The organism is Ornithinimicrobium humiphilum, assembly GCF_006716885.1.
Taxonomy (GTDB): Bacteria; Actinomycetota; Actinomycetes; order Actinomycetales; family Dermatophilaceae; genus Ornithinicoccus; species Ornithinicoccus humiphilus.
The window spans coordinates 84,157-109,142 of record NZ_VFPU01000003.1; the positions used below are offsets into that span (position 1 = coordinate 84,157).

Genomic DNA, 24,986 nt, shown 5'->3' on the forward strand with positions numbered 1-24,986 from the left:
ACTCACGTACTCGTCATGCAGCTCACTCACGATCGATCACGAGTGATCTACGCGACGAGTACGTCAGTCGGGGCTCGGAGCGTGGTCGCCGGGGTACGCCGGCCCACCCCACCCCGTCAGCGCATCCCGTAGACCTTTCGCGCCAGCAGCAGACCGACGAGGGAGAGCACGCAGACGGCGATGTAGTAGATCGCCGGACTGACGTCGGCGATGGTCGAGACGAGCCACGCCAGCACCAGCGGGGTCAGGCCGCCGAGCGTCGTGACGCCGACGTTGTAGGCCACCGACATACCCGTGGTGCGCACCTCGGTCGGGAAGATCGAGGCGATCATCGACGGGAGCGGGGCGAAGTACGCAGCCATGACGAGGCCGAGCACGACCTCGACCACGGTCAGCATGAGGACGCTCGGGCTGGCGATGAGCACGAGGAAGAGCGGGTAGACCACGACCGCGCCGACGACGGCGACCGCCGTGACCGGGACCGTCCCGACCCGGTCGGCCAGGTGCCCGACGAAGGGCGACACCGTGAAGGTGACGGGCCCGGCGATCGCGGCACCGATGTAGCCGGCGTAGGCCGGCAGCTCGAGCGCGGTGACCGCGAAGGTCGGCATGTAGAGGATGAGGTAGACCGACATCGTCGCGACGCCGACGCGGGCGGCCGCGGTGAAGACGCGCCCCAGGTGGGAGCGCAGCACAGTGCCGAGCGGCACGTCCACCTTCTCGGCCTCCTGGAACTCCGCGGTGTCCTCCATCGAGCGGCGGATCCACCAGCCGACGGGGCCGATGAGCAGGCCGAACACACGAAGGGCACCCGCTGCGGTCCGGGCTGTGCTCGATCATGAAGGCTGTCGCCGAGCCGAACTCGCCACCGGCGGAGAAGCCCTGGATCAGCCGCGAGAGCAGCATGAGGAGCGGCGCCAGCACGCCGATCGTGGCGTAGGTCGGGGTGAACGCCATGATGCCGACGCCCAGCGTCAGGAGCGCGATCGTCAGCGTCAGCGCCGCCTTGCGCCCGTGGCGGTCGCCGTAGTTGCCGATGACCATCGCGCCGACCGGGCGGATGAAGTAGGTCAGGGCGAGCGTGCCGAAGGTGGCGAGGAGCGCGACCGTGGGGTCGCTCTCGGGGAAGAGAGCTCGGAGATCACCACGGCGAAGGAGCCGTAGACGATGATGTCGAACCACTCGAGGGCGTTGCCGAGCGAGGCGGCCACGACGGCCCGGCGGTCGCGGGCACGCTGCTGGGGCGTCACCTCCTCACCAGCACGGTGGCGGGCTGGGACACGGGTGCAACCTTTGCGTCGGGGTCGTTTCCGGACCCGGCGACGCTACCTCCGGCTCGCGCGAGGGTCGCGCCGGACGGTCAGCCCCCGGCGAAGGGCGGGAGCACGTCGAGCACCGCGTCGGAGGTCAGCGGCAGGCCCGGGTCGCTGACGTACTGCCCCTCGTGGAGCACGCTGCTGCGCCGCAGCACACGCCCCAGCTCGGCCCCGTGCAGCTCGACCAGCCGGTCGAGCAGCGTGCCCAGGTCGTCGGCGTGGACCTGCTCGGTCTCGGTGCCGGCCGCCTCCGCCGCAGCGGCGAAGTACCTCACGGTCGCCATCGTCGTCACTCCTCCAGATCGGGTCGGTCCATCGCGATTGTCACAGATCCGAGGCGGCGTTCCCAGCCCTCGGCGTCGGCCCAGGTGTCCACGTCGCCCACGTGCTCCGCGCCGGCGGCGACGGTCCGCCACCGCAGGTCGGCGACCAACCGCCGCACCGAGGTATGCCGTGCCTCGCCGAGCCCGGCGAGCGCACCCTCGAGCGCCTCGCGTCGGTAGAGGGCGAGCAGCCACTGGCGGTGGCCCTCCGCGTCCTCGTGGCTGATCGCGTCCACGTCGACGCCGACCTCGGCCACGGCACCGACCAGCGCTTCTAGGGCCCCCGCGGCCCCCGGCTGGTCGACGGCCACGACCGCGACCCACGGAGCACCGGCCCCCAGCGCCGCCAGCCCGGCGGCGATCCCGGCGACCGGCCCGCCGTCGGACGGGTCCTCCAGGGTGCGCAGCACCCCGTCCGGCACGACGGTGTCGCCCACGACGACCACCCGGCCGCCCAGCACGGGCGCGGCGTCGAGCACCCGGTCGAGCAGCGGACGACCTGCGACGGTCAGCGCCGCCTTGTCCCGGCCGCCGAGCCGTGCGCCCCGGCCCCCGGCGAGCACCAGCAGGTCGACCGTCGGCACGTCAGTAGCTCGGCAGCGAGGGGTCGACGCGCTCGATCCAGGCGAGCATGCCCCCGGTCATGACCCGCACGTCCGGGTGGCCGATCCTGACCAGGTGGGCCGCCGCTCGCCGGGCCCGCGGGCCGGCCTTGCAGTAGACGACGACCGGTCCGTCGGGCAGCGGAGCACGACCGTCCTCCCAGGTCAGCACCTCGCCCACCGGGATCGTCAGCGCGCCGGGCACGGTGCCGAGGGCGTGCTCGGCGGGCTCGCGGACGTCGAGCAGCACCGGCCGCGGTGTGCGCCTCAGCAAGGCGGCCACCTCCTCCGGCTCGACCTCGTCGAGCGGCACGAGCTCGCGGACCGGCTCCGGGACGCGGGGCGGCACGACCGCACCGACCGGGCGCAGCGGGATCTCACGGGTCCGCTGCGAGAGGGCGTCGATCAGCAGCACCCGCCCGACGAGCGGCTCGCCGAAACCGCACAGCAGCTTGACCGCCTCGCCGGCCATGATCGAGCCGACCTGTCCGACGAGGGCTCCGAGCACCCCGGCCTCGGAGCAGGACGGCACGTCCTCGGGCAGCGGCGGCACGGGGTAGAGGTCGCGCAGCGAGACCGCCCCGTCCACACCCGGCACGAAGGCGCTGATCTGCGCGTCGAAGCGCAGCACGGCCGCCCACACCACCGGCAGGCCGAGCGCGGCGCAGGCGTCGGACACGGCATACCGGGTGGGGAAGTTGTCAGCGCCGTCGAGCACGAGGTCGTGCCCGGCGAGCAGCTCCTCGGCGTTCTCCGGCGTGATGCGGGTGTGCCGCACCTCGACGGTGACGTCCGGGTTGAGCCCCCGGACGAACTCCGCGGCCGAGTCGGCCTTGCGCCGGCCGACGTCGTCGGTGCGGTGCAGGACCTGGCGCTGCAGGTTGGTGACGTCGACGACGTCGTCGTCGATCACGGTGAGGTGCCCGGCGCCCGCCGCGGCCAGGTAGGCCAGGATCGGGCTGCCCAGGCCGCCCGCCCCGACGACCGCGACCCGGGCGTTGAGCAGCCGGCGCTGGGCGTCCAGGCCCATGCCCGGCACGAGCAGGTGGCGCGAGTAGCGCGACACCTGGGTCGGGGTCAGCTCGGGACCCGGCTCGGCGAGCGGCGGGATGCGGGTGGTCACGGTCTGCAGCGTACGCACCGGCCTCACCGGGCGGCAGAGAGCGTCAGCACGCACAGGCTGTCCACCTCGGCGAGCACGTCGTGGCGCGCGTCGGGGATCGCGTGCAGCGACCCGGCGGGCAGCCGCCACGACGCACCGGCCGTGCTCAGCACCACCTCGCCGGTCAGGCAGAGCAGCGAGGCCGGGCCGGGGGCGTCGTGCTCGGGCAGGCCACCGCCGGCGGGCAGCGCGAGCAGGACGACGTTCTGCCCGGGCTGCCGCACGACCGAGCGCACCGCACGCCCGCGCCCCTGCACGCGGGCCTGCTCCAGCAGCCGCTCGCCCTCGACGAGCAGGTCGACGACCCGCGAGGCGTCGTCCTCGACCGGGGTGAGCTCGCCGAGCACCGGGTGGCCGGAGGGCCCCGTCACTGGACCCGCTCCCAGCCGCGCTTCTGCGCCCGGGTGCCGGTCGCCGTGCCCGGCCGGCTGTCGCGGCTGCGGTAGACGATGTAGGGCCGGGTCAGGTAGCCCAGCGGCGCCGAGAAGACGTGCACCAGCCGGGTGAACGGCCACATCGCCACGAGCAGGAAGGCGGCCAGCGCGTGCAGCTGGAAGCCGATCGGCGCGCCCGACATGAGCGAGGCGTCGGGCTGGAACCAGAAGACCTGACGGAACCACACCGAGACGCCCTCGCGGTAGTTGTAGTGGTCGCCGGCGATGCCCAGGTTGAGCAGGCTGCCCGCGACGGTGTTCCACATGCCGAGCACGATGACCACGCCGAGCACGGCATACATGACCTTGTCGTTGACCGTGGTCGCCCGGAAGACGGGACCGACGGTGCGGCGCCGGTAGACGAGGATCGCCAGGCCGACGAGCGCGGCGATGCCCGCGGGGATGCCGCCGGCGAGCGCCACGACGTGGTAGACCTCGTGGCTCAGCCCGGCCCCGTCGGTCCAGCTCTGCGGCACGACCAGGCCCATGAAGTGCCCGACCACGACGAAGAGCATCCCGAAGTGGAACAGCGGGCTGCCGATCCGCAGCAGCCTGTCCTCGTAGAGCTGGCTGCTGCGGGTGGTCCACCCGAACTTGTCGTAGCGGTAGCGCCAGACGTGGCCGACCACGAAGGTCGCCAGGCAGATGTACGGGAAGATCACCCAGAGGAAGGTGCTCATCGGGGGGCTCCTACGGGGATGGTGGTGCCGAGGGACTCAGGGGTGTGCGGTGCCGCACCGGCGGGCGCGCAGCCCGAGGTCGGCGGGGTGCGGAGGCCGTCGAGCGCGGGGTCGACGGCGTAGGGGCTGTCGTCGAGGCCGACCGACTCCTGCGGCGGGCCCTCGGCGATGAGCCGGGCGAGCGCCTGCTCGTCGTCGCCGTCGAGCTCGGGCAGCGTCGCCCGCAGCGCCCGCACGACGTCGAGCCACGGGGAGTCGCGCCGCTCCAGCGCGCGACGCAGCAGCTCGATGCCGACCCGGTGGTCGTTGAGCACCTTCCAGGCGGCGTCGGGCGCGACGGTTGCGCCGAACTCGAGCACGACGGGCAGGTAGTCGGGCAGCTCGCCCGCGTGCTCCCCCTCGCCCTCGAGCACGACCCCGTGGGAGCGGTAGAGCTGGGTGAACTGCACGAGCGCGACGCCGCGGTTCCGGGTGTCGCCGTGCAGGAAGTAGGTCAGGTGCAGGGCGCAGCGCCGCGTCACGTCGAAGGTGTCGACGTAGTCGCGCTGCAGCTCGGCGAGCCCGACCCGCTCGGCGTGGTCGAGGAAACGGCCCAGGGGCTCCCCGACGGTGCCGGGCAGCCCGGCCACCACCGCGCGCAGCGCGGGCAGCTGCTCCGGCAGGCCGGCCTCGGGGTGGTCCAGGAGGAGCGAGCACAGCTGCCAGGCGTCGGCCTGCTGGTGCGCGTCGAGCGTCGGGGCGGCCTTCCGGTGGCGGCGCCAGGGCATCATGACCGCGGCCCTCCGTCGGCGCCGGCCACGTTGTCGGGCCGGGCCTGGCCGTCGTCGAGCAGCGCCTGCGGGTCGGTCGGGTCGGCCGCGGCCGTCGCCTCCCCGGCGGAGCGCTCGGGGAAGAGCCCCTCGGGCATGCCCCGCCCGTCCCAGTTGAGCAGGTTGACGCGGCCGCGCTTCTGCCCGCCGGAGACGAGCGTGGAGCCGGAGCGCTCCTGCAGCATCCGGAGGTTCTCGACCGCGACCGGGGTGACCGCGCCGCGGCCCGAACCCTCGCCGAACGGGCCGGAGGTGTCGAGCAGCTCGTCGTCGAAGGAGCTGACCGGGCAGTCGGTCGCCAGCTCCTCGAGGGCGTGCGCCTGCTCGCCGTGGGCCGTCGGGATGACGTAGCGGTCGCCGTACTTGGCGATCGCCAGCAGGCGGAACATCTCGTACATCTCCTCCTCGGTCATGCCGACCGCCTCGGGGATGTGCGCCTGCGGGTCGCGGCCCAGGTTGATGTCGCGCATGTAGGAGCGCATCGCGGCCAGGCGCCGCAGCACCGCCTCGACCGGCGCGGTGGCGCCGGCGGTGAAGAGGTTGGCGAGGTACTCGACCGGGATGCGCAGGGCCTCGATCGCCGCGAAGAGGTTGTCCTTGTCCTCGGCGTCGTGCCCGGTGTCCTTGATGACGTCGACGACGGGAGACAGCGGCGGGATGTACCAGACCATCGGCATGGTGCGGTACTCCGGGTGCAGCGGCAGCGCCACCTTGTAGTCGTTGATCAGCCGCAGCACGGGCGAGCGCTTGGCGGCGTCCACCCAGTCCTGCGGGATGCCGGCCCGCAGCGCCTCGCGCTCGACCTCGGGGTCGCGCGGGTCGAGGAAGACCGAGCGCTGCGCCTCGTAGAGGTCGTGCTCGTCCTCGACGGCCGCGGCCTCCAGCACGCGGTCCGCGTCGTAGAGCATCAGGCCGATGTAGCGCAGCCGGCCCACGCAGGTCTCCGCGCACACGGTCGGGATGCCGACCTCGATGCGGGGGTAGCAGAAGGTGCACTTCTCGGCCTTGCCGGTCTTGTGGTTGAAGTAGACCTTCTTGTAGGGGCAGCCGGTCACGCACATCCGCCAGCCGCGGCAGCGGTCCTGGTCGACGAGGACGATGCCGTCCTCCTCGCGCTTGTAGATCGCGCCGGAGGGGCAGGACGCGGCGCAGCTGGGGTTGAGGCAGTGCTCGCAGATGCGCGGCAGGTAGAACATGAAGGTCTGCTCGAACTCGAGCTTGACCTTGTCCTCGAGGCCCTTGAGCATCGGGTCCTTGACCGCGTGCTCCTGCGAGCCGCCGAGGTCGTCGTCCCAGTTGGCCGACCACTCGATGTTGATCTGCTTGCCCGAGATGAGCGAGCGCGGGACGGCCACCGGGAAGGTGTCCTGCGCCGGCGCGTTGAGCAGCGTCTCGTAGTCGTAGGTCCAGGGCTCGTAGTAGTCCTGGATCGAGGGCATCTTGGGGTTGGAGAAGATCGTCAGCAGCTTGTTGATCCGGCCGCCCCCGCGCAGCTTGAGCCGCCCGTTGTCGGTGCGGATCCAGCCGCCCTTCCACTGCTCCTGGTCCTCGTAGCCGCGGGGGTAGCCCAGCCCCGGCCGCGTCTCGACGTTGTTGAACCAGACGTACTCCATACCCTGGCGGTTGGTCCACGCCTGCTTGCAGGTCACCGAGCAGGTGTGGCACCCGATGCACTTGTCCAGGTTCATGACCATCGCCATCTGGGCCATCACGCGCATGTTCGTCGCTCCTGTATGTGGTGGGGCCGGGGCGGTCAGTAGGTCACCGGGGCGGTGCGACGGCGGATGACCGTCACCTCGTCGCGGTTGCTGCCGATGGGGCCGATGTAGTTGAAGAAGTAGGAGAGCTGCGCGTAGCCGCCCACGAGGTGGCTCGGCTTGAGCAGGATCCGCGTCAGGCTGTTGTGGATGCCGCCGCGCTTGTCGTTGGTCTCGGTGCGGGGCACGTCGATGAGCCGGTCCTGGGCGTGGTGCATGAAGACCGTGCCCTCGGGCATCCGGTGGCTGACCACGGCGCGGCAGGCGACGACGCCGTTGCGGTTGACCGCCTCGATCCAGTCGTTGTCGCGGACCCCGATCTTGGCCGCGTCGACGTCGGACATCCAGATCGTCTGCCCGCCGCGGGAGAGCGAGAGCATGAAGAGGTTGTCCTGGTACTCGCTGTGGATCGACCACTTGTTGTGCGGGGTCAGGTAGCGCACCGAGACCGCGACGGCACCCTCGTGGTCGCTCTGCGAGCCGAGCGGGGCCTCGCCGAAGAGCGTGGTCATGTTGAGCGGCGGCCGGTAGGTCGGCAGCGACTCGCCCATCCCCTGCACCCAGTCGTGGTCGAGGTAGAAGTGCTGCCGGCCGGTCAGGGTGTGGAACGGCTTGGAGCGCTCGACGTTGATGGTGAAGGGCGCGTAGCGGCGGCCGCCGCTCTCCGAGCCCGACCATTCCGGGGAGGTGATGACCGGCACCGGCGCGGCCTGGGTGTCGGCGAAGGTGATCTGCTTGCCCTCGTGCTCGGCCGACAGGTCGTGCAGCTGGGTGCCGGTCCGCTTCTCCAGGAACCGGAAGCCCTGGGTGGCGAGGTGGCCGTTGCTCACGCCCGACAGGTGCATGATCGCGTCGGCGACCTGCACGTCGGTCTCCAGCCGTGGCTGGCCGGCGCCGGGGCCGGAGGCGACGGTGCCGTGGCGCTGGCGGAGCAGGTCGACCTCGCGGCCCACCTGGTAGGCGACACCCTTGGTGACCATGCCGACCTTCTCCAGCAGCGGTCCGATCGAGGTCATCTTGGCGTAGACCGCGGGGTAGTCGCGCTCGACCTGGGCGACGACGGGGAGCGTCTTGCCGGGCACCGCCTCGACCTCGCCGTCGCGCCAGTCGAGGACCCGCCCGTGGACCGTGGCCATGGCCTCGGGGGTGTCGTGCCACAGCGGCTTGGTGACGACGTCGGTGCGGGTGCCGAGGTGGTCCTCGGCCAGCTCGGAGAACCGGCGCGCGATGGCCTTCCACGCCTCCCAGTCGCTCTTGGCCTGCCACGGCGGGGCGATCGCCGGGTTGAAGGAGTGGATGAACGGGTGCATGTCCGTGGTGTTGAGGTCGTGCTTCTCGTACCAGGTGGCGGCGGGGAGCACGACGTCGGAGAACAGCGTGGAGCTCGTCATCCGGAAGTCGAGGGTGAGCAGCAGGTCGAGCTTGCCCTCCAGGGCCCGCTCCGGCCAGACGACGTCGCGGGGGCGCAGCTCGGGCGGCGCCTCGCTGGCCCGCACCGCGTTGTCGGTGCCGAGCAGGTGCTTGAGGAAGTACTCGTTGCCCTTGGCGGAGGAGCCGAGCAGGTTGGAGCGCCACAGCGCGAGGACTCGCGGGTGGTTCTCGGGGTTCTCCGGGTCCTCGACGGCGAAGCGCAGCGTGCCGTCCTGCAGGGAGCGGGCGACGTAGTCCGGCGCCGGCATCCCGGCCTGGGCCGCCTCGTCGGCGACGTCCAGGGAGCTGCGGTCGAACTGCGGGTAGGACGGGGTCCACCCCAGGCGGACCGACTGCGCCAGCAGGTCCATCGTCGCCCGGCCCGCGAAGGCGCCGGTCCCGCCGTTGACCCCGTCGGTGTCGAAGGTGTCGTAGCGGTACTGGCTGGTGTGGACGTACCAGTAGGCGGTCTGGTTCATGTGCCGCGGCGGCCGGGCCCAGTCGAGCGCGAAGGCCAGGTGCTGGAAGCCCATGATCGGCCGGACCTTCTCCTGGCCGACGTAGTGCGCCCAGCCGCCGCCGTTGCGACCCTGGCAGCCGGTGATCGAGGTGAGCACCAGGAGCGCACGGTAGATCTGGTCGGAGTGGTACCAGTGGTTGATGCCGGCGCCCATGAGGATCATGCCGCGGCCCTGGCTGTCGATGGCGTTCTGCGCCCACTCCCGGGCCAGGCGCACGATCTGCTCCTCCGGGACGCCGGTGACCTGGGCGGCCCAGGCCGGCGTGGCCGGTGCGGACGGGTCGTCGTAGCCGGTCGGCCACGCCCCCGGCAGGCCCTCGCGGCCGACGCCGTAGTGGGCGAGCAGCAGGTCCAGCACGGTGGTGACCAGACGGTCGCCGACCCGGCGGACCGGGACGCCGCGGCGCTCCAGGACCTGGTGGCCCTCGAGGTTGTCGAAGCGCGGCAGCGCCACCTCGACCGCGCCGTCGGCGACGCCGTGGAGGGTGAGCACCGGGCGCAGGTCGCCGAGCTCGAGGTTCCAGCGGCCCAGGCCCTCGTCGCCGAAGCGGTGGCCGAGGGTGCCGTTGGGGATCGCGATCTCCCCGGTCGCCCCGTCGAGCACGGCGGGCTTCCACATGGCGTTCTCGCTGCCCGACTCCGGGTGGTCCGGCAGGTCGCCGGCGACGAGGAACTTGCCGGGCCGGTAGCTGCCGTCGTCGGCCTCGTCGAGGGTGACGAGGAAGGGCAGGTCGGTGAAGCGCTGGTTGTAGTCGGTGAAGAAGTCGACCTGCCGGTCGGCGAAGAACTCCCGCAGGACGACGTGCCCCATCCCCATCGCGAGCGCGCCGTCGGTGCCGGGCGCGGCGGCGACCCACTCGTCGGCGAACTTGACGTTCTCGGCGTAGTCGGGGGCGACGGCGATGACCTTCTGCCCCCGGTAGCGCGCCTCGGTCATCCAGTGGGCGTCGGGGGTCCGGGTGAGCGGGACGTTGGAGCCCCACATGATGAGGTAGCCGGCGTCCCACCAGTCACCGGACTCGGGCACGTCGGTCTGGTCGCCGAACATCTGCGGGGAGGCGTTGGGCAGGTCGGCGTACCAGTCGTAGAAGGACAGCATCGGGGCGCCGACGAGCTCGTGGAAGCGGGCGCCGGAGGCGTAGGAGACGGGCGACATCGCGGGGATCGGCGAGAAGCCGGCGATCCGGTCGGGCCCGTAGCGCTTGACCGTGTAGACGTAGGCCGCGGCGACGAGGTCGACGACCTCCTCCCAGCTGGCGCGCATCAGCCCGCCCTTGCCGCGGGCCGACTTGTAGGTGCGCACGCGCTCCTCGTCCTGGACGATCGAGGCCCAGGCCAGCACGGGGTCGCCGTACTCCTCCCGGGCGGCGCGGAACATCTCCAGGAGCACCCCGCGGACGTAGGGATAGCGCACCCGCGTCGGGCTGTAGGTGTACCAGGAGAAGGCGGCCCCGCGGGGGCACCCGCGGGGCTCGTACTCGGGGCGGTCGGCGCCGGCCGAGGGGTAGTCGGTCTGCTGCGCCTCCCAGGTGATGATCCCGTCCTTGACGTAGACCTTCCACGAGCAGGACCCGGTGCAGTTGACGCCGTGCGTGGAGCGGACCACCTTGTCGTGGCTCCAGCGGTCGCGGTAGAAGGCGTCACCGGAGCGGCCACCCTCCAGGCGCAGCGTGCGCCGGTCGTCGGAGACGGTCCCCCGGGTGAAGAACCGGCGGGTGCCGACGAGAGCGTCGCTGAGGGGGCCGTCGAGGCGCGGGGTCGATACGTCACTCATCGGGGGGTCTCCTGGTCGGTGCCGGTGGGCAGGGGCTCGGTCGGATTGGTGGGTCGGTCGGAGGGGCGGTCGCGGTCGCGCCGCAGGTGGGCCTGGCAGGTGCGCGGCCCGGTGAACGGCTGGAGCGTCACCCGGGCGCCGGACTCGCCGGCCATCTCGAGGGCCCCGCGCAGCAGCCCGCGGTGGACGCCGCAGACCACCTCCGGGCGCACACGGGCGAGGTCGAGGAAGGGGCAGTCGCGCAGCACGAGGTGGGCGTCACCCTGCCGGCCGTCGACCTCGAGGTCCGGGAAGTAGCCCCACTCCTCGAGCAGGTCGACGACCCCGCCGACGGCGGCCAGCCACTCGCCGGTCGTGGCGGCCGGTGCGGCCTCTCCCCGCGGCCCCGTCACGTCGGGCACGACACCCAGGCGCTCGCGGACCCAGCGCCGACCGGCCTCCTCGGGGGTGGGCGTCTCCCCCGCCGGGTCCAGCGCGCCGGCCAGCAGCCCGGCGAGCACCTGGTAGGGGCCCACCTGCGGCGCGCTCTCGACCGGCACCTCCTCCCGCGCGACGAAGTAGCGCTTGGAAGGCCGCCCGACGCGTCCCGCCCGCACGAAGTGCGCCTCGACGAGGCCGCCCGCGACGAGCTGGTCGAGGTGGAAACGCACGGTGGTCGCATGCAGCCCCAGGACCTCGCCGAGCTCGGCCGCGGTCATCCCGCTCGAGCGCGTGGGCTGGCCCTCGAGGGCCAGCCGGGGCAGCGCGGCGAGGTGCTCGACGATCCTGCGCCGCACGGCCGAGGCGAGCAGGGAGGCCCTGCCGTCCACCGAGTTCGTCATGTCGAGGGTCCTTTTGGATGAGCGGTTGCGCACAATCTAGGGCTGCCGTCCGGGGGTGGCAACTACCTCCCCCGGGCGTCGGCCCGGAACTATCCTACGAGTGTCGTCGCAGGTCAAACCCGGTTATAAGAGCAACCTTCCGTGCCGTAAATCAGCACGGGGCCATCCGCCCGGGCGGTTGTCCGCAGCATACTCCTACGCGGTGTAGGATCACACTCGGCAGCCATTTCGATGATCTTTATCCTCCAAATCAGGAGCGCAGATGAGCAGCAGCCCCTCGACGTCCGGCACCGCCCCGGACCGGGCCGACCGCAACGGATCCACCCGGGTGATGTGGGCGTCCACCGTGGCGTTCACCCTGATGTTCGCCGTCTGGCTGATGTTCGGGATCCTCGGCAAGCCGATCCAGGAGGAGTTCGGCCTCAGCGACACCCAGCTGTCGTGGGTCTCGGCCGTCGCCGTCCTCAACGGCTCGCTGTGGCGACTGCCGGCGGGGATGCTGGCCGACCGCGTCGGCGGTCGCAAGGTGCTCTCGGTGATGCTGGCGGTCACGGCCGTGCCGGCCTTCCTGGTCAGCCGGGCCGACAGCTACGCGATGCTGCTCGTGCTGGCCTTCCTCGTCGGCTTCGCCGGCAACGCCTTCAGCGTCGGCATCGCGTGGAACGCCGCCTGGGCGCCCCGTGAGCGCCAGGGCTTCGCGCTCGGGCTCTTCGGCGCCGGCAACGTCGGAGCGTCGGTGACCAAGTTCATCGGCCCGCCGATCATCGCCGCCACGGCCGGCACCACCGTCGTGCTCGGGCTGCAGGGCGGGTGGCGCCTCATCCCGGTCGTCTACGCGGTGCTGCTGCTCGTCATGGCGGTCGTGCTCTGGGTCGTGACCCCGTCCCAGGACCGCATGCCCGGCGCCACCCGGCCGCTGCGCGAGATGCTCGCGCCGCTGTCGCAGCCCCGCGTCTGGCGCTTCAGCCTCTACTACGTCGCCGTCTTCGGCGCCTACGTCGCGCTGTCGGCCTGGATGCCCCTCTACTACATGAACAACTTCGGGGTCTCGCTCACGACGGCCGGGCTGCTCACCGCGCTGTTCATCTTCCCGGCCTCGCTGCTCCGGCCCGTCGGCGGCTGGTTCTCCGACCGCTGGGGCGCCCGCCGGGCGATGTACGGCACGTTCGTGGTCATGCTCGTCACCACGGGCCTCCTCATGATGCCCAACGGCCACGTCGTCATCGAGCACGCCGACGGCAGCCGGACCGAGCACCTGGCCTACGCGATGCACATCGTCCCGTTCACCGCCCTGCTCTTCCTGCTCGGCTGCGCCATGGGCGTGGGCAAGGCCGCCGTCTACAAGCACATCCCCGAGTACTTCCCCGGCGCCGTCGGCCCCGTCGGCGGGCTGGTCGGCATGCTCGGCGGTCTCGGCGGCTTCTTCCTGCCGCCGCTGTTCGCCTACACCCAGGCGTGGTCGGGCTTCCCGACCTCGACCTTCTTCGTGCTCTTCCTGCTCACCGCCGTCTGCCTGGTGTGGATGCACCTGACGGTCGTGCGGATGCTGCACGAGCGCTCCCCCGAGGTCTCCGACGACCTCGAGGCCCCCGTCCCCACCGCCCCTGCCCCGGCCGCCGTGGCCGTCGGCACGACCCTCTGAGGAGACCTGCCCATGAGCACCGTCGACGACCGCCGCACCGGAGGTGAGTGGCTGCAGTCCTGGGACCCCGAGAACGAGGAGACCTGGGACAGCGGGCTGGCCTGGCGCACCCTGTGGATCACCACCTTCTGCCTGACGCTGGCCTTCGTCGCCTGGTTCCTGCCCAGCGCGATCATCCCCAAGCTCAACGCCCTCGGCTACACCTTCAGCCAGGGTCAGCTCTACTGGATGGCCGCCATGCCCGGCCTGGCCGCCGGCCTCTTCCGCCTGGTGTGGATGGTCCTGCCGCCGATGATGGGCACGCGCAAGATGGTGAGCCTGAGCACGCTGCTGCTCATCGCCTCCACGCTCGGCTGGGGCGTGCGCGTGCAGGAGCCGACCGCCCCCTACTGGGAGCTCATGGTGCTGGCCTTCCTCGCCGGCATCGGCGGCGGCGTCTTCTCCGGCTTCATGCCCTCGACCTCCTACTTCTTCCCCAAGCGCAAGCAGGGCACCGCCCTGGGACTGCAGGCGGGCATCGGCAACTTCGGCGTCTCCTTCGTCCAGCTGCTCACGCCCTACCTCATCGGCCTCGGCGCGCTGGCGGTCTTCGGCGGCAGCCAGTCGATGACCTTCCCGGGCCAGGAGCCGCAGGAGGTCTGGTACCAGAACGCCGCCTTCGTGTGGATCCCGCTCATGGTGGTCGGCGCGGTGCTCGCCTGGACGATGCTCAAGTCGGTGCCGGTCAAGGCCAACATCCGCCAGCAGTTCGACATCTTCGGCAACCAGGACACCTGGTGGATGACGCTGCTCTACATCATGACCTTCGGCACCTTCTCCGGGCTGTCGGCGCAGTTCGGCCTCCTCATGGCCAACCTCTACGGCATCGGCAACCCCGACATCGTCCAGGGTGCGGGGGCCGACGCCCAGATGCTCGTCGCCGGCTACGACGTGCCGGACGTGGCGGCCTTCGTCTTCCTCGGCCCGCTCGTCGGCGCCGGCGCCCGTGTGCTCTTCTCGCCGCTCACCGACCGGATGGGCGGCGCGATCTGGACGCTGATCTCGGGCCTGGGCCTCATCGGCTCGATCGCGATCACCATTCCGGCCCTGACCCCCGACACCAGCTCGGCCGAGGCCCTCAGCGGCGACTTCCGCCACTTCCTCCTCGGCATGATCGCGATCTTCCTCTTCGCCGGCATCGGCAACGCCTCGACCTTCAAGCAGATGCCGATGATCTTCGAGCGCCGACAGGCCGGTGGCGTCATCGGCTGGACCGCCGCGATCGCCGCCTTCGGGCCGTTCCTCTTCGGCGTCGGCCTGACGATCATGAGCCCGACCGCCTTCTACGTCATCGGCATCGCCTGGGCCGTGATGTGCGTCGCGATCACCTGGTGGCGCTACGCCCGCCCCGGCGCCCCGAAGCCCGGCTGACCGAGCCGGCGCACGGCATACCCCGCCACACCCCACCCCACCGAGAGGAACCCCCATGACCGACCTGCCCATCTCCGCCGTCCGCGAGGGAGGCTGCGGCTGCGGCTGCACCGACGAGGGCGTGCCCGCGCTCGACGCCCGCGAGATCCCGCACGCCATCCGGCACGCGACGATCTTCGGCGCCCTGTCCGGCGTCCGCCCCGGCGCCCAGATGGACCTCGTGGCCCCGCACGACCCGCTGCCGCTGCTGGCCCAGATCGCCGACCGCGAGGGCGACGCGCTGACGTGGGAGTACCTCGTCCGCGGCCCCGAGGCCTGGACGCTGCGCTTCACCCGCTCCGCCTGACGATGTGCACCTACTGCGGCTGCGAGTCGATCTCGGTGATCGGCCGGTTCATGGCCGAGCACACCGAGATCATCAATGCCGCCGGCGAGCTCCGCCGCGCCTGCGAGGGGGGCGACCCCTCGCAGGTGGCGGCGGCCGCCGACCGGGTGGAGGGCCTGCTGCACCCGCACACCCGCAGCGAGGAGGTCGGCCTCTTCGCGGTGATGCGGCGGCAGGAGGAGTTCACCGACCACATCGACAGCCTCTGCGCCGAGCACACGACGCTCGACGCGCAGCTGGCGGCGATCCGGGGCGCCGACCCCGGCGACCCCGCGCTGGTCGACCGCTTCCTGCACGACCTGCGGCACCACATCGACCGGGAGGACAACGGCCTCTTCCCCGCCTCCGCCATCGCGCTCGAGGGGCCCGACTGGGAGGAGGTCGACGACGTGACGCCCCCACCGGTGGCATGAGCGTCGCCGGTCCTCCCCGAGCACCCCGCTGGGCCCCGCTCCTGCTCGTCCCGGGCGGGCTGGCCCTGCTCGCCGGCCTCGACGCCGCGCTGACCCTGGCCGGCGTGCCGGCCCCGGCGGGCAGCCCCCGCCTCGCCCTGCTCCACGGGCCCCTCATGGTGCTCGGCTTCCTCGGCACGGTGATCGCCCTCGAGCGCGCCGTGGCCCTGCGCGCGGCGTGGGGCCTGCTCGCCCCCGGGATGCTCGGGGCGGGAGCCCTCGCCCTCGTCGTGCTCCCCGACCCGCTCCTCGGCCGCCTGCTCATGGTGCAGGGCCTGGTGCTCCTCGTCGTGGTCTACGGCGCCCTGGGCCGACGCAACGGCGACCCGCTCGTCGGCGTCCAGGCGCTCGGGGCCGTGCTCGCCGCCTGCGCCGCCCTGCTGCTGACCCGGCTCGAGGTCGCGGCGGTCGTGCCGCTGCTCGTCGCCTTCGTCGTGCTGACCATCGCCGCCGAGCGCGTCGAGCTCGCCCGCCTCGCGATGCCCACCGGCGCGCACCGCGCCCTGACCGCCTTCGCCGCCGTCCTCACCGGCACCGCCCTGGCCGCGCTCCTGTGGCCCTCCCTCGGAGGGCGGGCCCAGGGCGTCGTCCTCGTCGCCCTGACGCTGTGGCTGCTGCAGCACGACGTCGCCCGCCGTCTGGTCCGCTCGACGGGTCTGCCCCGGTTCGCCGCGGCGGCCCTGCTGCTCGGCTACGGCTGGCTGCTCGTCGCCGGCCTCGGCCTGGCGGTGCTGGGCTCCCCCGACCCGACGACGGCGGGCTACGACGTCGTCGTCCACGCGACCTTCCTCGGCTTCGCGATGTCGATGATCCTGGCCCACGCGCCGGTCATCCTGCCCGCGGTCCTGCGGGCCCGGCTGCCCTACTCGACGCCGATGTGGGTGCCGCTCGCCGCACTGCACACGAGCCTGCTGGCCCGGGTGGTCACGGTGCTCCGGGACGCGTCGGACGGCTGGCAGGTCGCGCTCGTCGCCAACGTCGCCGCCGTCCTGCTCTTCCTCCTCGTCACGGTCGGCACGGCCGTGGCCGCACGCCGCCGACCGGAGCGTGCACCGCACACCCCTCCCGCGGCCATGGCCGCGGTCCCCCGACCGACCGCTCCGGAGGAGCACGCCTGATGCCCACCCTGCCGATGTCCCCCTCGCGTCCCGCGCCCCCGGCCCGCCCGACCTCCGGGCGCGGCGCGCGCGGGCGCTGGCCGCTGCGCGACTACCCGGGTCTGCTGTGGATGGTGCTGGCCGTGGTCACGACGCTCGTCCACCCGTTCCTGCCGGGATCGCGGTGGCTCATGGTGCACCTCGTCCTGCTCGGGGCCCTGACGCACTCGATCATGGTCTGGAGCACCCACTTCACCCAGGCGCTGCTCAAGACCGCGCCGGGCCTGGACGAGCGGCGGCAGCAGAGCCGGCGGCTGGTCCTGCTGCTGGTCGGGACCGCGACCGTGCTCGTCGGGGTGCCGACGGCCACCTGGCCGGTGACGGTGGTCGGCGCGACCCTCGTGACGACCGCCGTGGTCTGGCACGGGGTGCAGCTCTTCCGCCGGCTCCGTGCCGCGCTGCCGGGTCGTTTCCGCGTCACGGTGCGCTACTACCTCGCGGCCGCCGTGTGCCTGCCCGTCGGCATCGCGCTGGGCGCCACCCTGGCCCTGGGGCTCGACGACCGGACCCACGGCCGGCTGCTGCTGGCGCACATCACCGTCAACGTGCTCGGCTGGGTCGGGCTGACCGTCACCGGCACGCTGCTCACCCTCTGGCCGACGATGCTGCGCACGACGATCGGGCCGCGGGCCGAGCGCCGGGCCGAGCAGGCGCTGCCCGGGCTGGTCGGTGCGGTCGGCCTCCTCGTCGCCGGCGCGCTGGCCGACCTGCGGTGGGTGACGGTCGCCGCCCTCGCCCTCTATGCCGTGTCCCTGCTGTGGTGGGGCTCGGCCGTGCTGGCGCCGGCGCGGACGGCCCGTCCGCGGGAGTTCGCGCCCGCGTCGGTCGGGCTGTCGCTGGTCTGGTGGCTGGCGGGGATCGTCGTTCTCCTGGTGCGGCTGTCGACCACGGAGACGTGGGCGGAGTTCACCGACGGCTTCGGGACCACGACCGCCATCCTCGTCGTGGGCTTCGCCGCGCAGCTGCTGCCGGGAGCCCTGTCCTACCTGGTGCCGAGCGCGCTCGGAGGAGGCAAGACGGTCGTGCGGGCGGGGCAGGCGTGGTTCGACCGCTGGGGCACCGCCCGGCTGGTCGTCGTCAACGGTGGGCTGCTGCTGTGCCTCCTGCCGGTGCCGAGCATCGTCCGGGTGATCCTGTCGATCCTGGTCGTGGTGGCCCTGGCGACCTTCGTGCCGCTCATGCTGGGCGGCATCCTGGCCGCCGTGCGGGCGCGGCGCGAGGTCGAGGCGGCCCGCACCCGGGGCGAGCGGCCGGCGGGCGCCACCCCCTCCCCCGGCACGGCCCCCGGCGGTCCCGACCACCTGCCCTCGGTCTGGTCGGGCAGCCAGCTCGTCGCGGCCGTCTCGGCCCTCGTGCTCGCGGTCTCGGTCGGCGTCGCGCTCGACCCCGCGGCCGCGGGCCTGGGCGGGGTCGCCGGCGCGGGCGACGTCGCGGCGTCTGTCGTCGAGCCGACCGGTCGGACGACGACCGTGCAGGTGTCGGCCGTCGACATGCGCTTCGAGCCCTCCCGCATCGAGGTGCCGCGTGGCGACCGGCTCGTGGTCGAGCTCACCAACACCGACCCGACCAACGTGCACGACCTGCAGCTGCTCGGCGAGCGCACGCCCCGGCTGGGGGCAGGCGAGTCCGCCACCCTCGACCTGGGTGTCGTGGGAGCGTCGGCCCAGGGCTGGTGCACGATCGTCGGCCACCGCCAGATGGGAATGGTCCTCGACGTCGTGGTCGTCGACGAGGGCGGGACACCGGCGGCCGGGGCGGACCCGGATCCGTCCGGCGCCGCCGCCGCGGACCACGGGGGCCACGGCGCCGCCGCAGGAGCGGGCGCCGCCGACGGCACGGCATACCCCACGGTGGTGCTGGACCCGGAGGCCTCCGTCGCCGATCCCGTCGACCCGGCCCTGCCGCCGCTGACCACCCCGGCCGGGACCACCCACCGTCTCACGCTGCGTGCGACCGAGCAGGAGCTCGAGGTGGCGCCGGGCGTCACCCAGCTGCGCTGGACGTTCGACGGGCAGGTGCCCGGGCCGACGCTGCGCGGCAAGGTCGGCGACACCTTCGAGATCACCCTCGTCAACGACGGCACGATGGGGCACTCCATCGACTTCCACGCCGGTGCGCTGGCCCCCGACGAGCCGATGCGCACCATCCCGCCGGGCGAGTCGCTGGTCTACACCTTCACCACCACCCGGGCCGGCATCTGGATGTACCACTGCTCCACCATGCCGATGAGCAGCCACATCGCCGCCGGCATGCACGGGGCGGTGATCGTGGAGCCGGCGGAGGGGCTGCCCGCGGTCGACCGGGAGTACGTCCTCGTCCAGTCGGAGGTCTACCTCGCGGCGGGGACCGGGCAGGGCGGCGCCGAGGCGGCCGAGGTGGACGCCGACGCGATCGGGGCCGAGCGGCCGACGTTCGTGACCTTCAACGGGATCGCCAACCAGTACGACGAGCACGTGCTGACCGCCCGCGTGGGCGAGCGGGTGCGGATCTGGGTGCTCGACGCCGGGCCCAACCGGGCGAGCTCCTTCCACGTGGTGGGCGGGCAGTTCGACACCGTCTACTCCGAGGGTGCCTACCTGCTCGGGCCGGAGGCGGAGGGCGCGGGCTCGCAGGCCCTCGGGCTGCAGGCGGCCCAGGGCGGCTTCGTCGAGCTCACCTTCCCCGAGGCGGGCACCTATCCGGTGGTCACCCACGTCATGGTCGACGCCGAGCGGGGCGCCCATGGGTTCGTGCGGGTGAGCGACTGACGCACCCCCCGGGTCGGGGCCCGCTCGGTCAGGGTCTGCCGGGACAGGCGGGCGCCTGCATCCTCAACCCCGAGTCCGAGGATGCAGGCGCCCTGGGCCCCGGGATGCGAACAGCCCGGGGCCGCTCGGTGGAGCTCTTCCCCCGCCGCGACGGGAGCGGTCCGAAGGCCCTTCGGGATCACGCTCGCAACCACGAGGACCGGATGAGCAGCCGGGAGCGTCAGACGGCGACGAATCCGCCGGTCTCGGCGCGCTGGAGCACGCCGGCGCCGAGCAGCCGGTCGAAGAGCGGGTGGTCGGGGTCCTCGGCCCAGCGCGCCCGCCAGGTGGTGGCGTGGCGCAGGGCGATGCGCAGCTCGTCGGCGATCTCCGGCGCCGGGACGGGCTGGCGGTAGGAGGCGGCGCCGCCGACCCAGACCAGCGAGCCGCCGGCCCGCTTCAGCTTCTCGGCGAAGTCGGCATCCTCGAGGCCGTGCCCCGCGTAGTCGGCGCAGAATCCGCCGACCTCGGCGAAGTCGGCGACGGTCATCGCGAAGGAGTAGCCGCGGAAGTGGCCCCAGTCGGTCTCGACCGCGAGCTGCCCCGGCTCCAGGAGCGGGTCGCTGGCCACGGGCGTGGCGATCTCGGCGAGGCGACCGAAGGGGTAGCCCAGCGCGGGGTTCTCCACCGGCGGAAGGTCGAGGAGGGGGCCCTGCCAGACGATCGGGCCGGTCGCGCCCTCCGGCGGGCCGGCGGCGATGGCGTCGGAAAAGCGCTCCAGCGCGCGCTTGCCGGGGATGATGTCGCCACCGAGGAAGAACAGCAGGTCGGCGCCGTTCTCGGCGGCGATCTCCGCACCGGTGTTGCGCGCCTGGGCGAAGGGCAGGGCGCGGCGGTCGGACTGGACGGGGCGCACCACGGTGCGCCAGCGGTCGGTGCCGAGGGGAAGGCGGCCCCGGGTCAGGTCGCGGTCGCCCATCGAGATGACGCCGTGGACGACAGGCGGCATTGAGCCGACGGACAACCCGTCGACCTGGCCCAGGAGGTGGTCATGACGACCTTTGGCCATGGTCAGAACTGCGATTGTCGAAGACACGCCCCGAGCCTAGTCGCGCGGTTCAAGTCGGGCCACCCCCCTGGGGGTGTGGCACGGGTGCGGCACGACGGTCCGACCACCCCCTATCCTGCCTGGATGAGCGCTCCCCGCCCCGTGCGCATCGCGATCCTCAACGACTACGAGGTCGTGGTGCGCGGCCTGGCCGCCATGCTCGAGCCCTACCGGCACCGGGTCGAGGTGGTCGAGCTGGACATCGACGGCGACCTCCGCCACCCGGTCGACGTCAGCCTCCTCGACACCTTCGCCGGCCACCCGGTGCCCGACGAGCACCTCGACGCGGTGGTGGCCGACCGACGCTCGGGGCGGGTGGTCGTCTTCACCTGGGACACGCCCCGCGAGCTCGTGGACGCCGCGCTCGCCAAGGGGGCCTGCGGCTTCCTCGCCAAGAGCACCCCCGCCGAGGACCTCGTCGACGCGATCGAGCGGGTCGCCGGTGGTGAGGTCGTGGTGTCCGGGACCGCCGACCGAGGTGGGGACGGCACGGACGTCGTGACGAACGTGGCGCCCGAGCAGGCCACGGGCGACTGGCCCGGGCGCGCCGCCGGGCTCTCCGGCCGTGAGGCCGAGGTGCTCGCGCTGATCACCCAGGGCCTGACCAACGAGGAGATCGCGCAGCGCACCTACCTGTCGATCAACTCGGTCAAGACCTACATCCGGCAGGCCTACCGCAAGATCGGGGTGACCCGCCGGTCGCAGGCGGTGCGCTGGGGGGTCGAGCACGGTATGGCGCCACGCAGCGCGCGGAGCGACCTGCGGCCCTGAGTTCGCCCCCGCCTCAGGCCGGCAGGAAGAGCGCGGCCGAGTAGGGGCCGATGTCGAGCATGGCGCGCCCGTCCTCGACGACCAGGTCCGGCGTGGGGTGGTCCCCGAAGAGCTGGCTGTAACGCCTGGCGTCGGTGTTGAGCACCAGGCGCCAGTGGCTGCCGGGCACCTCCACCTCGCGCTGCACCGGCTCGGCGGTGAGGTTGATCGCGACGAGGACGTGCTGGTCGTCGTCGGTCGAGCGCACGTAGGCGAGCAGGTTGGCGTCGTCGTCGAGGGTGACGAGCGTGGTGTTCGGGCCGGTCAGACCGGCGGAGGTGCCGTCGAGGTTGCGGCGCATCGAGACCAGGTCGCGGAAGAGCTGGGTGATGTCGCGGAAGGCCCAGGCCCGCTCCCAGTCCAGCGGCACGGTGTCGCGGAACCACTCGTCCTCCAGGAACTCCTGCCCCTGGAAGAGCATCGGCATTCCCGGGGCGGTGAGGACCAGCGCCGCACCCAGGGTGGCGCGCTTCTGCGCGTGCCAGCCGTCGGAGTCGTCGCCGGCGACCTCGGTGGTGATCCGGGCCTTGCCGTTGGCGACCTCGTCGTGGGACTCGACGTAGACGACGCGGTCGAAGGCGTGCTGGTAGCGGTGGAGCACGGCCTTCGCGACGGCCGGCACCGAGCGGTCCTCGTCGGCGGGAGTGATGAGCGCCTCGCGCACCGGGTGGACGAACTCGCTGTCCCACTGGGCGTGCATCGCGGCCCCGCCCTCCTCGACGGAGGTGACCGCGGGCTCGGCGTGCAGGTCCTCGGCGATGGCCAGGCGACCGGGGAACTCGGTGCGCACCAGCTCGCCCACCGCACGCATCGTCGCCCAGCCCTCGGGGATGTCGCCGCTGAAGCCGTCGACGTGCCGCATGTAGGGCGTCATGTCGAGGCGCAGGCCGTCGGCGTGGTAGTCGCGCAGCCACATGCGGGCGTTGTCGAGGATGAAGGCGCGCACCTCGGGCCGGCCGTAGTCCGGGCGGGTGTCGCCCCACGGAGTGTTCGACCGCTCGTCGTTGTAGAAGTAGATCCCGCCCTTGCCGTCCTCGCTCCAGCCGTCGAACTGCCACAGCGACAGGTCGCTGGGCCCGAAGTGGTTGTAGACGACGTCGACGAGGACCGCGATGCCGTGGCGGTGCGCCTCCCGGACGAAGGTCTTGAGGGCGTCCGGGCCGCCGTAGGTGTGCTCGACGGCGAAGACGTGCGCCGGGTTGTAGCCCCAGGAGTAGTCGCCGGCGAACTCCATGAGCGGCATGAGCTCGATCGCGTTGACGCCCAGACCGTGGAGGTAGTCGAGGCGGCCGCTGAGGTCGTGCAGGTCGGCCGGGCCACCCTCGGGGGTGGGCATGAACGAGCCGATGTGGGTCTCGTAGATGACGAGCTCGTGCTGCGCCGGGGTGTCGAACCGCTCGTCGCCCTCCCAGTCGAAGCGGCCCTGGTCGTAGAGGATGCCGTTGCCGACGGAGTTGGTCACCGCGAGCGCTCGCGGGTCGATCCGCAGAAAGCTGGCCTCGCCGTTGGTGAGGAGGAACTGGTATTCCTGGCCGTGCTCGGCGCCCGGCACCTCGGCATACCAGTGGCCGTTCTCCTCGGCCGTCATCGGGTGCGCGGACCCGTCCCACCCGTTGAAGTCGCCGACGACGGCGACGGCGTCGGCGTGCGGGGCCCAGACGCGGAAGGCGAATCCCCCGTCGACGGGGAAGGCGCCCATGCCGGGCCGGTGCTCGCTCATGGCGGTGTTCTCCTGCGGGTCGGGACGAGGGGACGTCCTCACTGTAGGGCTGACCGGGGCAGCCCGCCCCTCGTCCGGCACACTGGCGCTCGTGTTCCGAACCCCTGCCCCGAGGCGCCAGCTGGCCAACCTCGGCCCGATCGAGCAGCTGCGCGCCGGCCGGCTCGCGCCCCGGCTGACGCTGCTGCTCGTCGGGCTCTTCCTCTACGGCGCCTCGATGGCGATGGTCGTGCGCAGCGTGCTGGGGCTGATCCCCTGGGACGTGCTCCACGTGGGTCTGCAGGAGCAGTTGCCGCTGAGCTTCGGCACGGTGGTCGTCGGCGTCTCGATCCTCGTGCTGCTGCTGTGGATCCCGCTGCGGCAGCGCCCGGGCCTGGGGACCGTGCTCAACGCCCTGCTCATCGGCCCGTCGGCCGACCTGACGCTGGCCCTGCTGCCGGAGACCGACGAGCTCGGGTGGCGGGTCCTGCTCCTGCTCGGCGGCATCCTCCTCAACGGCGTGGCCACCGGCATGTACATCGGCTCGCAGTTCGGCCCCGGCCCGCGCGACGGGCTGATGACCGGGCTGGCGCGCGTCTCCGGGCGCTCGATCCGGCTGGTCCGGACCGTCCTGGAGGTCGTCGTGGTGGCCGTGGGGTGGCTGCTCGGCGGGGTCGTCGGTCTCGGCACCGTCCTCTACGCGGTCCTCATCGGGCCGCTCGCGCACTTCTTCCTGCCGCTGTTCACCGTGGAGCTGCCGGAGGGTCCTCGCCGGTGAGGGCTCGTGGAGCGCCTCCCGCCTGGGCCGTGACGACCGTCGTGGCCGCTCTGGCCATGCTCGGGCCCTTCACGATCGACACGATCTTCCCCGGCTTCGTCTCGCTCGGGGAACAGTTCGACGCCGACGCCGCCTCGCTGCAGCAGGTGACGAGCGTCTACCTGCTCTCCTTCGCCGCGATGAGCGTCCTGCACGGGCCGCTCTCGGACGCCCTGGGCCGCAAGCCGGTGATGCTCGTCGGGCTCCTCGGGTATGTCGTGGCCTCCGTGGTCTGCGCGCTCGCCCCCACCCTCGGCTGGCTGCTCGTCGGGCGCGGGGTGCAGGGGATCTTCGCCGGGGCCGCGACGGTGGTGAGCCGCGCGGTGATCCGCGACCTCTACTCCGGGGCTCGGGCGCAGCGCCTCATGAGCCAGGTCATGCTGATCTTCGCGATCGCGCCGGCCATGGCGCCGATCATCGGCGGCTGGCTGCTCCAGCTCGGGACCTGGCCGGTGATCTTCTGGTTCGTCGGCACCTACGCGCTCGTGGTCGCGGTGGCCATGGTGCTGGTCCTGCCCGAGACCCTCGACCCGGCCGACCGGGTCCCCCTGCGCGTCGGCCCGATCCTCGCCGGCCTCTGGGCGGTCGCCCGGTCCTTCACCTTCCTGCGCCTCTCGGTGGCGATGGTGGCGACCTTCGGCGCCTACATCTTCTACGTGCTGGCCGCGCCGATCATCGTCGTCGACCTGCTCGGGCTGGGCGAGCAGGACTTCTGGATGCTCTTCGTGCCGCTGGTGGGCGGCATGGCCGTCGGCTCCTGGATCAGCGGTCGCGTCGCCGGGCGGGTCTCCGGCCCTGTGCTGGTCGACCGCACGATGATCCTCGTGCTCGTCGCCGCGTCCGCCAACGTCGCCCTCGCGGCCCTCGCACCCCGGCTGCCGTGGGTGCTCGTCGGGCCGACGCTGCTGGGGACGGCGATCGGCGTGGCCTTCCCGGTCCTGCAGCTGGCGCTGCTCGACCTCTTCCCGCACCGGCTCGGGTCGGCCGCCTCGATGTCGGCCTTCGCCGTGCTGATCTCCAACGCCCTGCTCGCCGGCGTGCTCGCGCCGCTGGTGACGGGCAGCCTGCTCACGGCGGCCCTGACGAGCGCCGCGCTGTCGGCCGTCGGGGCGACGCTCTGGCGGTGGCACCGGCGGGCGGTGGCGACCCCGGCCTGAGCGGCAGGCGGGTCC

At 72.6% G+C, this 24,986-nt stretch carries 22 protein-coding genes and 1 pseudogene; 9 read left to right on the forward strand and 14 right to left on the reverse strand.

Annotated features, from left to right (window positions below):
• Positions 1-116: 116 nt before the first annotated feature.
• The 12 genes and pseudogenes from FB476_RS17025 to FB476_RS15535 all read right to left on the reverse strand — a co-directional run bounded on the left by FB476_RS17025 (position 117) and on the right by FB476_RS15535 (position 11,608).
• The gene (locus tag FB476_RS17025; RefSeq protein ID WP_238329828.1) at positions 117-800 is read right to left on the reverse strand and encodes an MFS transporter; all 684 of its coding nucleotides are present in this window, start codon (positions 798-800) and stop codon (positions 117-119) included.
• 79 nt (positions 801-879) lie between these two features.
• Positions 880-1,044: pseudogene (locus tag FB476_RS17030) on the reverse strand (MFS transporter); the annotation flags it as partial.
• Positions 1,045-1,070: 26 nt separating this feature from the next.
• The gene (locus tag FB476_RS17035; RefSeq protein ID WP_238329829.1) at positions 1,071-1,250 is read right to left on the reverse strand and encodes a hypothetical protein; all 180 of its coding nucleotides are present in this window, start codon (positions 1,248-1,250) and stop codon (positions 1,071-1,073) included.
• Positions 1,251-1,360: 110 nt separating this feature from the next.
• The gene (locus tag FB476_RS15495; protein WP_141821071.1) at positions 1,361-1,600 is read right to left on the reverse strand and encodes a MoaD/ThiS family protein; all 240 of its coding nucleotides are present in this window, start codon (positions 1,598-1,600) and stop codon (positions 1,361-1,363) included.
• Between the two features lie 5 nt (positions 1,601-1,605).
• Complete coding sequence (gene mobA, locus FB476_RS15500) at positions 1,606-2,223, reverse strand: molybdenum cofactor guanylyltransferase (RefSeq protein WP_141821073.1); 618 nt, start codon at positions 2,221-2,223, stop codon at positions 1,606-1,608.
• Position 2,224: 1 nt separating this feature from the next.
• Positions 2,225-3,364, reverse strand: a complete 1,140-nt coding sequence (locus FB476_RS15505) for a ThiF family adenylyltransferase (RefSeq protein ID WP_202877057.1) — start codon at positions 3,362-3,364, stop codon at positions 2,225-2,227.
• A gap of 23 nt (positions 3,365-3,387) precedes the next feature.
• A complete protein-coding gene (locus FB476_RS15510) occupies positions 3,388-3,774 on the reverse strand; it encodes a cupin domain-containing protein (protein ID WP_141821075.1) in 387 nt (128 codons plus the stop codon).
• A complete protein-coding gene (gene narI / locus FB476_RS15515; RefSeq protein WP_141821077.1) occupies positions 3,771-4,517 on the reverse strand; it encodes a respiratory nitrate reductase subunit gamma in 747 nt (248 codons plus the stop codon). The genes FB476_RS15510 and narI overlap by 4 nt, the downstream gene beginning before the upstream one ends.
• Positions 4,514-5,287 carry a nitrate reductase molybdenum cofactor assembly chaperone gene (gene narJ / locus FB476_RS15520; protein ID WP_202877058.1) on the reverse strand — a complete coding sequence of 258 codons (774 nt, stop codon included), beginning with the start codon at positions 5,285-5,287 and terminating at the stop codon, positions 4,514-4,516. Before narJ ends, narI begins: the two co-directional genes overlap by 4 nt.
• A complete protein-coding gene (gene narH / locus FB476_RS15525; RefSeq protein ID WP_141821078.1) occupies positions 5,284-7,044 on the reverse strand; it encodes a nitrate reductase subunit beta in 1,761 nt (586 codons plus the stop codon). Before narH ends, narJ begins: the two co-directional genes overlap by 4 nt.
• Before the next feature lie 35 nt (positions 7,045-7,079).
• Positions 7,080-10,787 carry a nitrate reductase subunit alpha gene (locus FB476_RS15530; protein WP_141821080.1) on the reverse strand — a complete coding sequence of 1,236 codons (3,708 nt, stop codon included), beginning with the start codon at positions 10,785-10,787 and terminating at the stop codon, positions 7,080-7,082.
• Positions 10,784-11,608, reverse strand: coding sequence for a helix-turn-helix transcriptional regulator (locus FB476_RS15535; RefSeq protein WP_141821082.1), 825 nt, complete (start codon positions 11,606-11,608; stop codon positions 10,784-10,786). Before FB476_RS15535 ends, FB476_RS15530 begins: the two co-directional genes overlap by 4 nt.
• A gap of 262 nt (positions 11,609-11,870) precedes the next feature.
• Here FB476_RS15535 and FB476_RS15540 point away from each other — a divergent pair, with 262 nt between their 5' ends.
• From FB476_RS15540 to FB476_RS15565, 6 genes are read left to right on the forward strand one after another with little or no spacing between them, the layout of a single operon-like run.
• Positions 11,871-13,250: an MFS transporter gene (locus FB476_RS15540; RefSeq protein WP_141821084.1), complete on the forward strand. Its 1,380-nt coding sequence runs from the start codon at positions 11,871-11,873 to the stop codon at positions 13,248-13,250.
• 12 nt (positions 13,251-13,262) lie between these two features.
• On the forward strand, positions 13,263-14,660 hold the full coding sequence (locus tag FB476_RS15545) for an MFS transporter (protein WP_141821086.1): 1,398 nt from the start codon (positions 13,263-13,265) through the stop codon (positions 14,658-14,660).
• 55 nt (positions 14,661-14,715) lie between these two features.
• The gene (locus FB476_RS15550; RefSeq protein ID WP_141821088.1) at positions 14,716-15,006 is read left to right on the forward strand and encodes a DUF2249 domain-containing protein; all 291 of its coding nucleotides are present in this window, start codon (positions 14,716-14,718) and stop codon (positions 15,004-15,006) included.
• Positions 15,007-15,056: 50 nt separating this feature from the next.
• Positions 15,057-15,458 (forward strand): hemerythrin domain-containing protein, encoded by a 402-nt coding sequence (locus tag FB476_RS15555; RefSeq protein WP_238329830.1) that lies wholly within the window; start codon positions 15,057-15,059, stop codon positions 15,456-15,458.
• Entirely contained in the window at positions 15,455-16,615 is a 1,161-nt protein-coding gene (locus FB476_RS15560; protein WP_202877059.1) for a hypothetical protein, read from the forward strand. The genes FB476_RS15555 and FB476_RS15560 overlap by 4 nt, the downstream gene beginning before the upstream one ends.
• Complete coding sequence (locus FB476_RS15565) at positions 16,615-19,401, forward strand: multicopper oxidase domain-containing protein (protein ID WP_141821092.1); 2,787 nt, start codon at positions 16,615-16,617, stop codon at positions 19,399-19,401. Before FB476_RS15560 ends, FB476_RS15565 begins: the two co-directional genes overlap by 1 nt.
• Before the next feature lie 220 nt (positions 19,402-19,621).
• Here the strand turns inward: FB476_RS15565 and FB476_RS15570 are convergent, their stop codons facing one another.
• Positions 19,622-20,476, reverse strand: a complete 855-nt coding sequence (locus FB476_RS15570) for a glycosyltransferase family 2 protein (RefSeq protein ID WP_141821094.1) — start codon at positions 20,474-20,476, stop codon at positions 19,622-19,624.
• 96 nt (positions 20,477-20,572) lie between these two features.
• On the opposite strand from FB476_RS15570, the gene FB476_RS15575 reads away from it, so the two are divergent.
• Positions 20,573-21,259 carry a response regulator transcription factor gene (locus FB476_RS15575; RefSeq protein ID WP_141821096.1) on the forward strand — a complete coding sequence of 229 codons (687 nt, stop codon included), beginning with the start codon at positions 20,573-20,575 and terminating at the stop codon, positions 21,257-21,259.
• A 13-nt stretch (positions 21,260-21,272) separates the two neighbouring features.
• Here FB476_RS15575 and FB476_RS15580 read toward each other — a convergent pair whose 3' ends face one another.
• Positions 21,273-23,018, reverse strand: a complete 1,746-nt coding sequence (locus tag FB476_RS15580; RefSeq protein ID WP_238329831.1) for an alpha-amylase family glycosyl hydrolase — start codon at positions 23,016-23,018, stop codon at positions 21,273-21,275.
• 91 nt (positions 23,019-23,109) lie between these two features.
• Between FB476_RS15580 and yczE the strand changes: the two genes are divergently transcribed.
• The gene (gene yczE / locus FB476_RS15585; RefSeq protein ID WP_141821098.1) at positions 23,110-23,775 is read left to right on the forward strand and encodes a membrane protein YczE; all 666 of its coding nucleotides are present in this window, start codon (positions 23,110-23,112) and stop codon (positions 23,773-23,775) included.
• Positions 23,772-24,971: a multidrug effflux MFS transporter gene (locus FB476_RS15590; protein WP_238329832.1), complete on the forward strand. Its 1,200-nt coding sequence runs from the start codon at positions 23,772-23,774 to the stop codon at positions 24,969-24,971. Before yczE ends, FB476_RS15590 begins: the two co-directional genes overlap by 4 nt.
• Positions 24,972-24,986 lie beyond the last annotated feature (15 nt).

Excerpts from the sequence above, each read along its gene's own strand:
- FB476_RS15495 (WP_141821071.1), bottom strand. The coding sequence starts at position 1,600 with ATGGCGACCGTGAGGTACTTCGCCGCTGCGGCGGAGGCGGCCGGCACC.
- narI (WP_141821077.1), bottom strand. The coding sequence starts at position 4,517 with ATGAGCACCTTCCTCTGGGTGATCTTCCCGTACATCTGCCTGGCGACC.
- narJ (WP_202877058.1), bottom strand. The coding sequence starts at position 5,287 with ATGATGCCCTGGCGCCGCCACCGGAAGGCCGCCCCGACGCTCGACGCG.
- narH (WP_141821078.1), bottom strand. The coding sequence starts at position 7,044 with ATGCGCGTGATGGCCCAGATGGCGATGGTCATGAACCTGGACAAGTGC.
- FB476_RS15530 (WP_141821080.1), bottom strand. The coding sequence starts at position 10,787 with ATGAGTGACGTATCGACCCCGCGCCTCGACGGCCCCCTCAGCGACGCT.
- FB476_RS15535 (WP_141821082.1), bottom strand. The coding sequence starts at position 11,608 with ATGACGAACTCGGTGGACGGCAGGGCCTCCCTGCTCGCCTCGGCCGTG.
- FB476_RS15540 (WP_141821084.1), top strand. The coding sequence starts at position 11,871 with ATGAGCAGCAGCCCCTCGACGTCCGGCACCGCCCCGGACCGGGCCGAC.
- FB476_RS15545 (WP_141821086.1), top strand. The coding sequence starts at position 13,263 with ATGAGCACCGTCGACGACCGCCGCACCGGAGGTGAGTGGCTGCAGTCC.
- FB476_RS15550 (WP_141821088.1), top strand. The coding sequence starts at position 14,716 with ATGACCGACCTGCCCATCTCCGCCGTCCGCGAGGGAGGCTGCGGCTGC.
- FB476_RS15555 (WP_238329830.1), top strand. The coding sequence starts at position 15,057 with ATGGCCGAGCACACCGAGATCATCAATGCCGCCGGCGAGCTCCGCCGC.
- FB476_RS15560 (WP_202877059.1), top strand. The coding sequence starts at position 15,455 with ATGAGCGTCGCCGGTCCTCCCCGAGCACCCCGCTGGGCCCCGCTCCTG.
- FB476_RS15565 (WP_141821092.1), top strand. The coding sequence starts at position 16,615 with ATGCCCACCCTGCCGATGTCCCCCTCGCGTCCCGCGCCCCCGGCCCGC.
- FB476_RS15575 (WP_141821096.1), top strand. The coding sequence starts at position 20,573 with ATGAGCGCTCCCCGCCCCGTGCGCATCGCGATCCTCAACGACTACGAG.
- FB476_RS15580 (WP_238329831.1), bottom strand. The coding sequence starts at position 23,018 with ATGAGCGAGCACCGGCCCGGCATGGGCGCCTTCCCCGTCGACGGGGGA.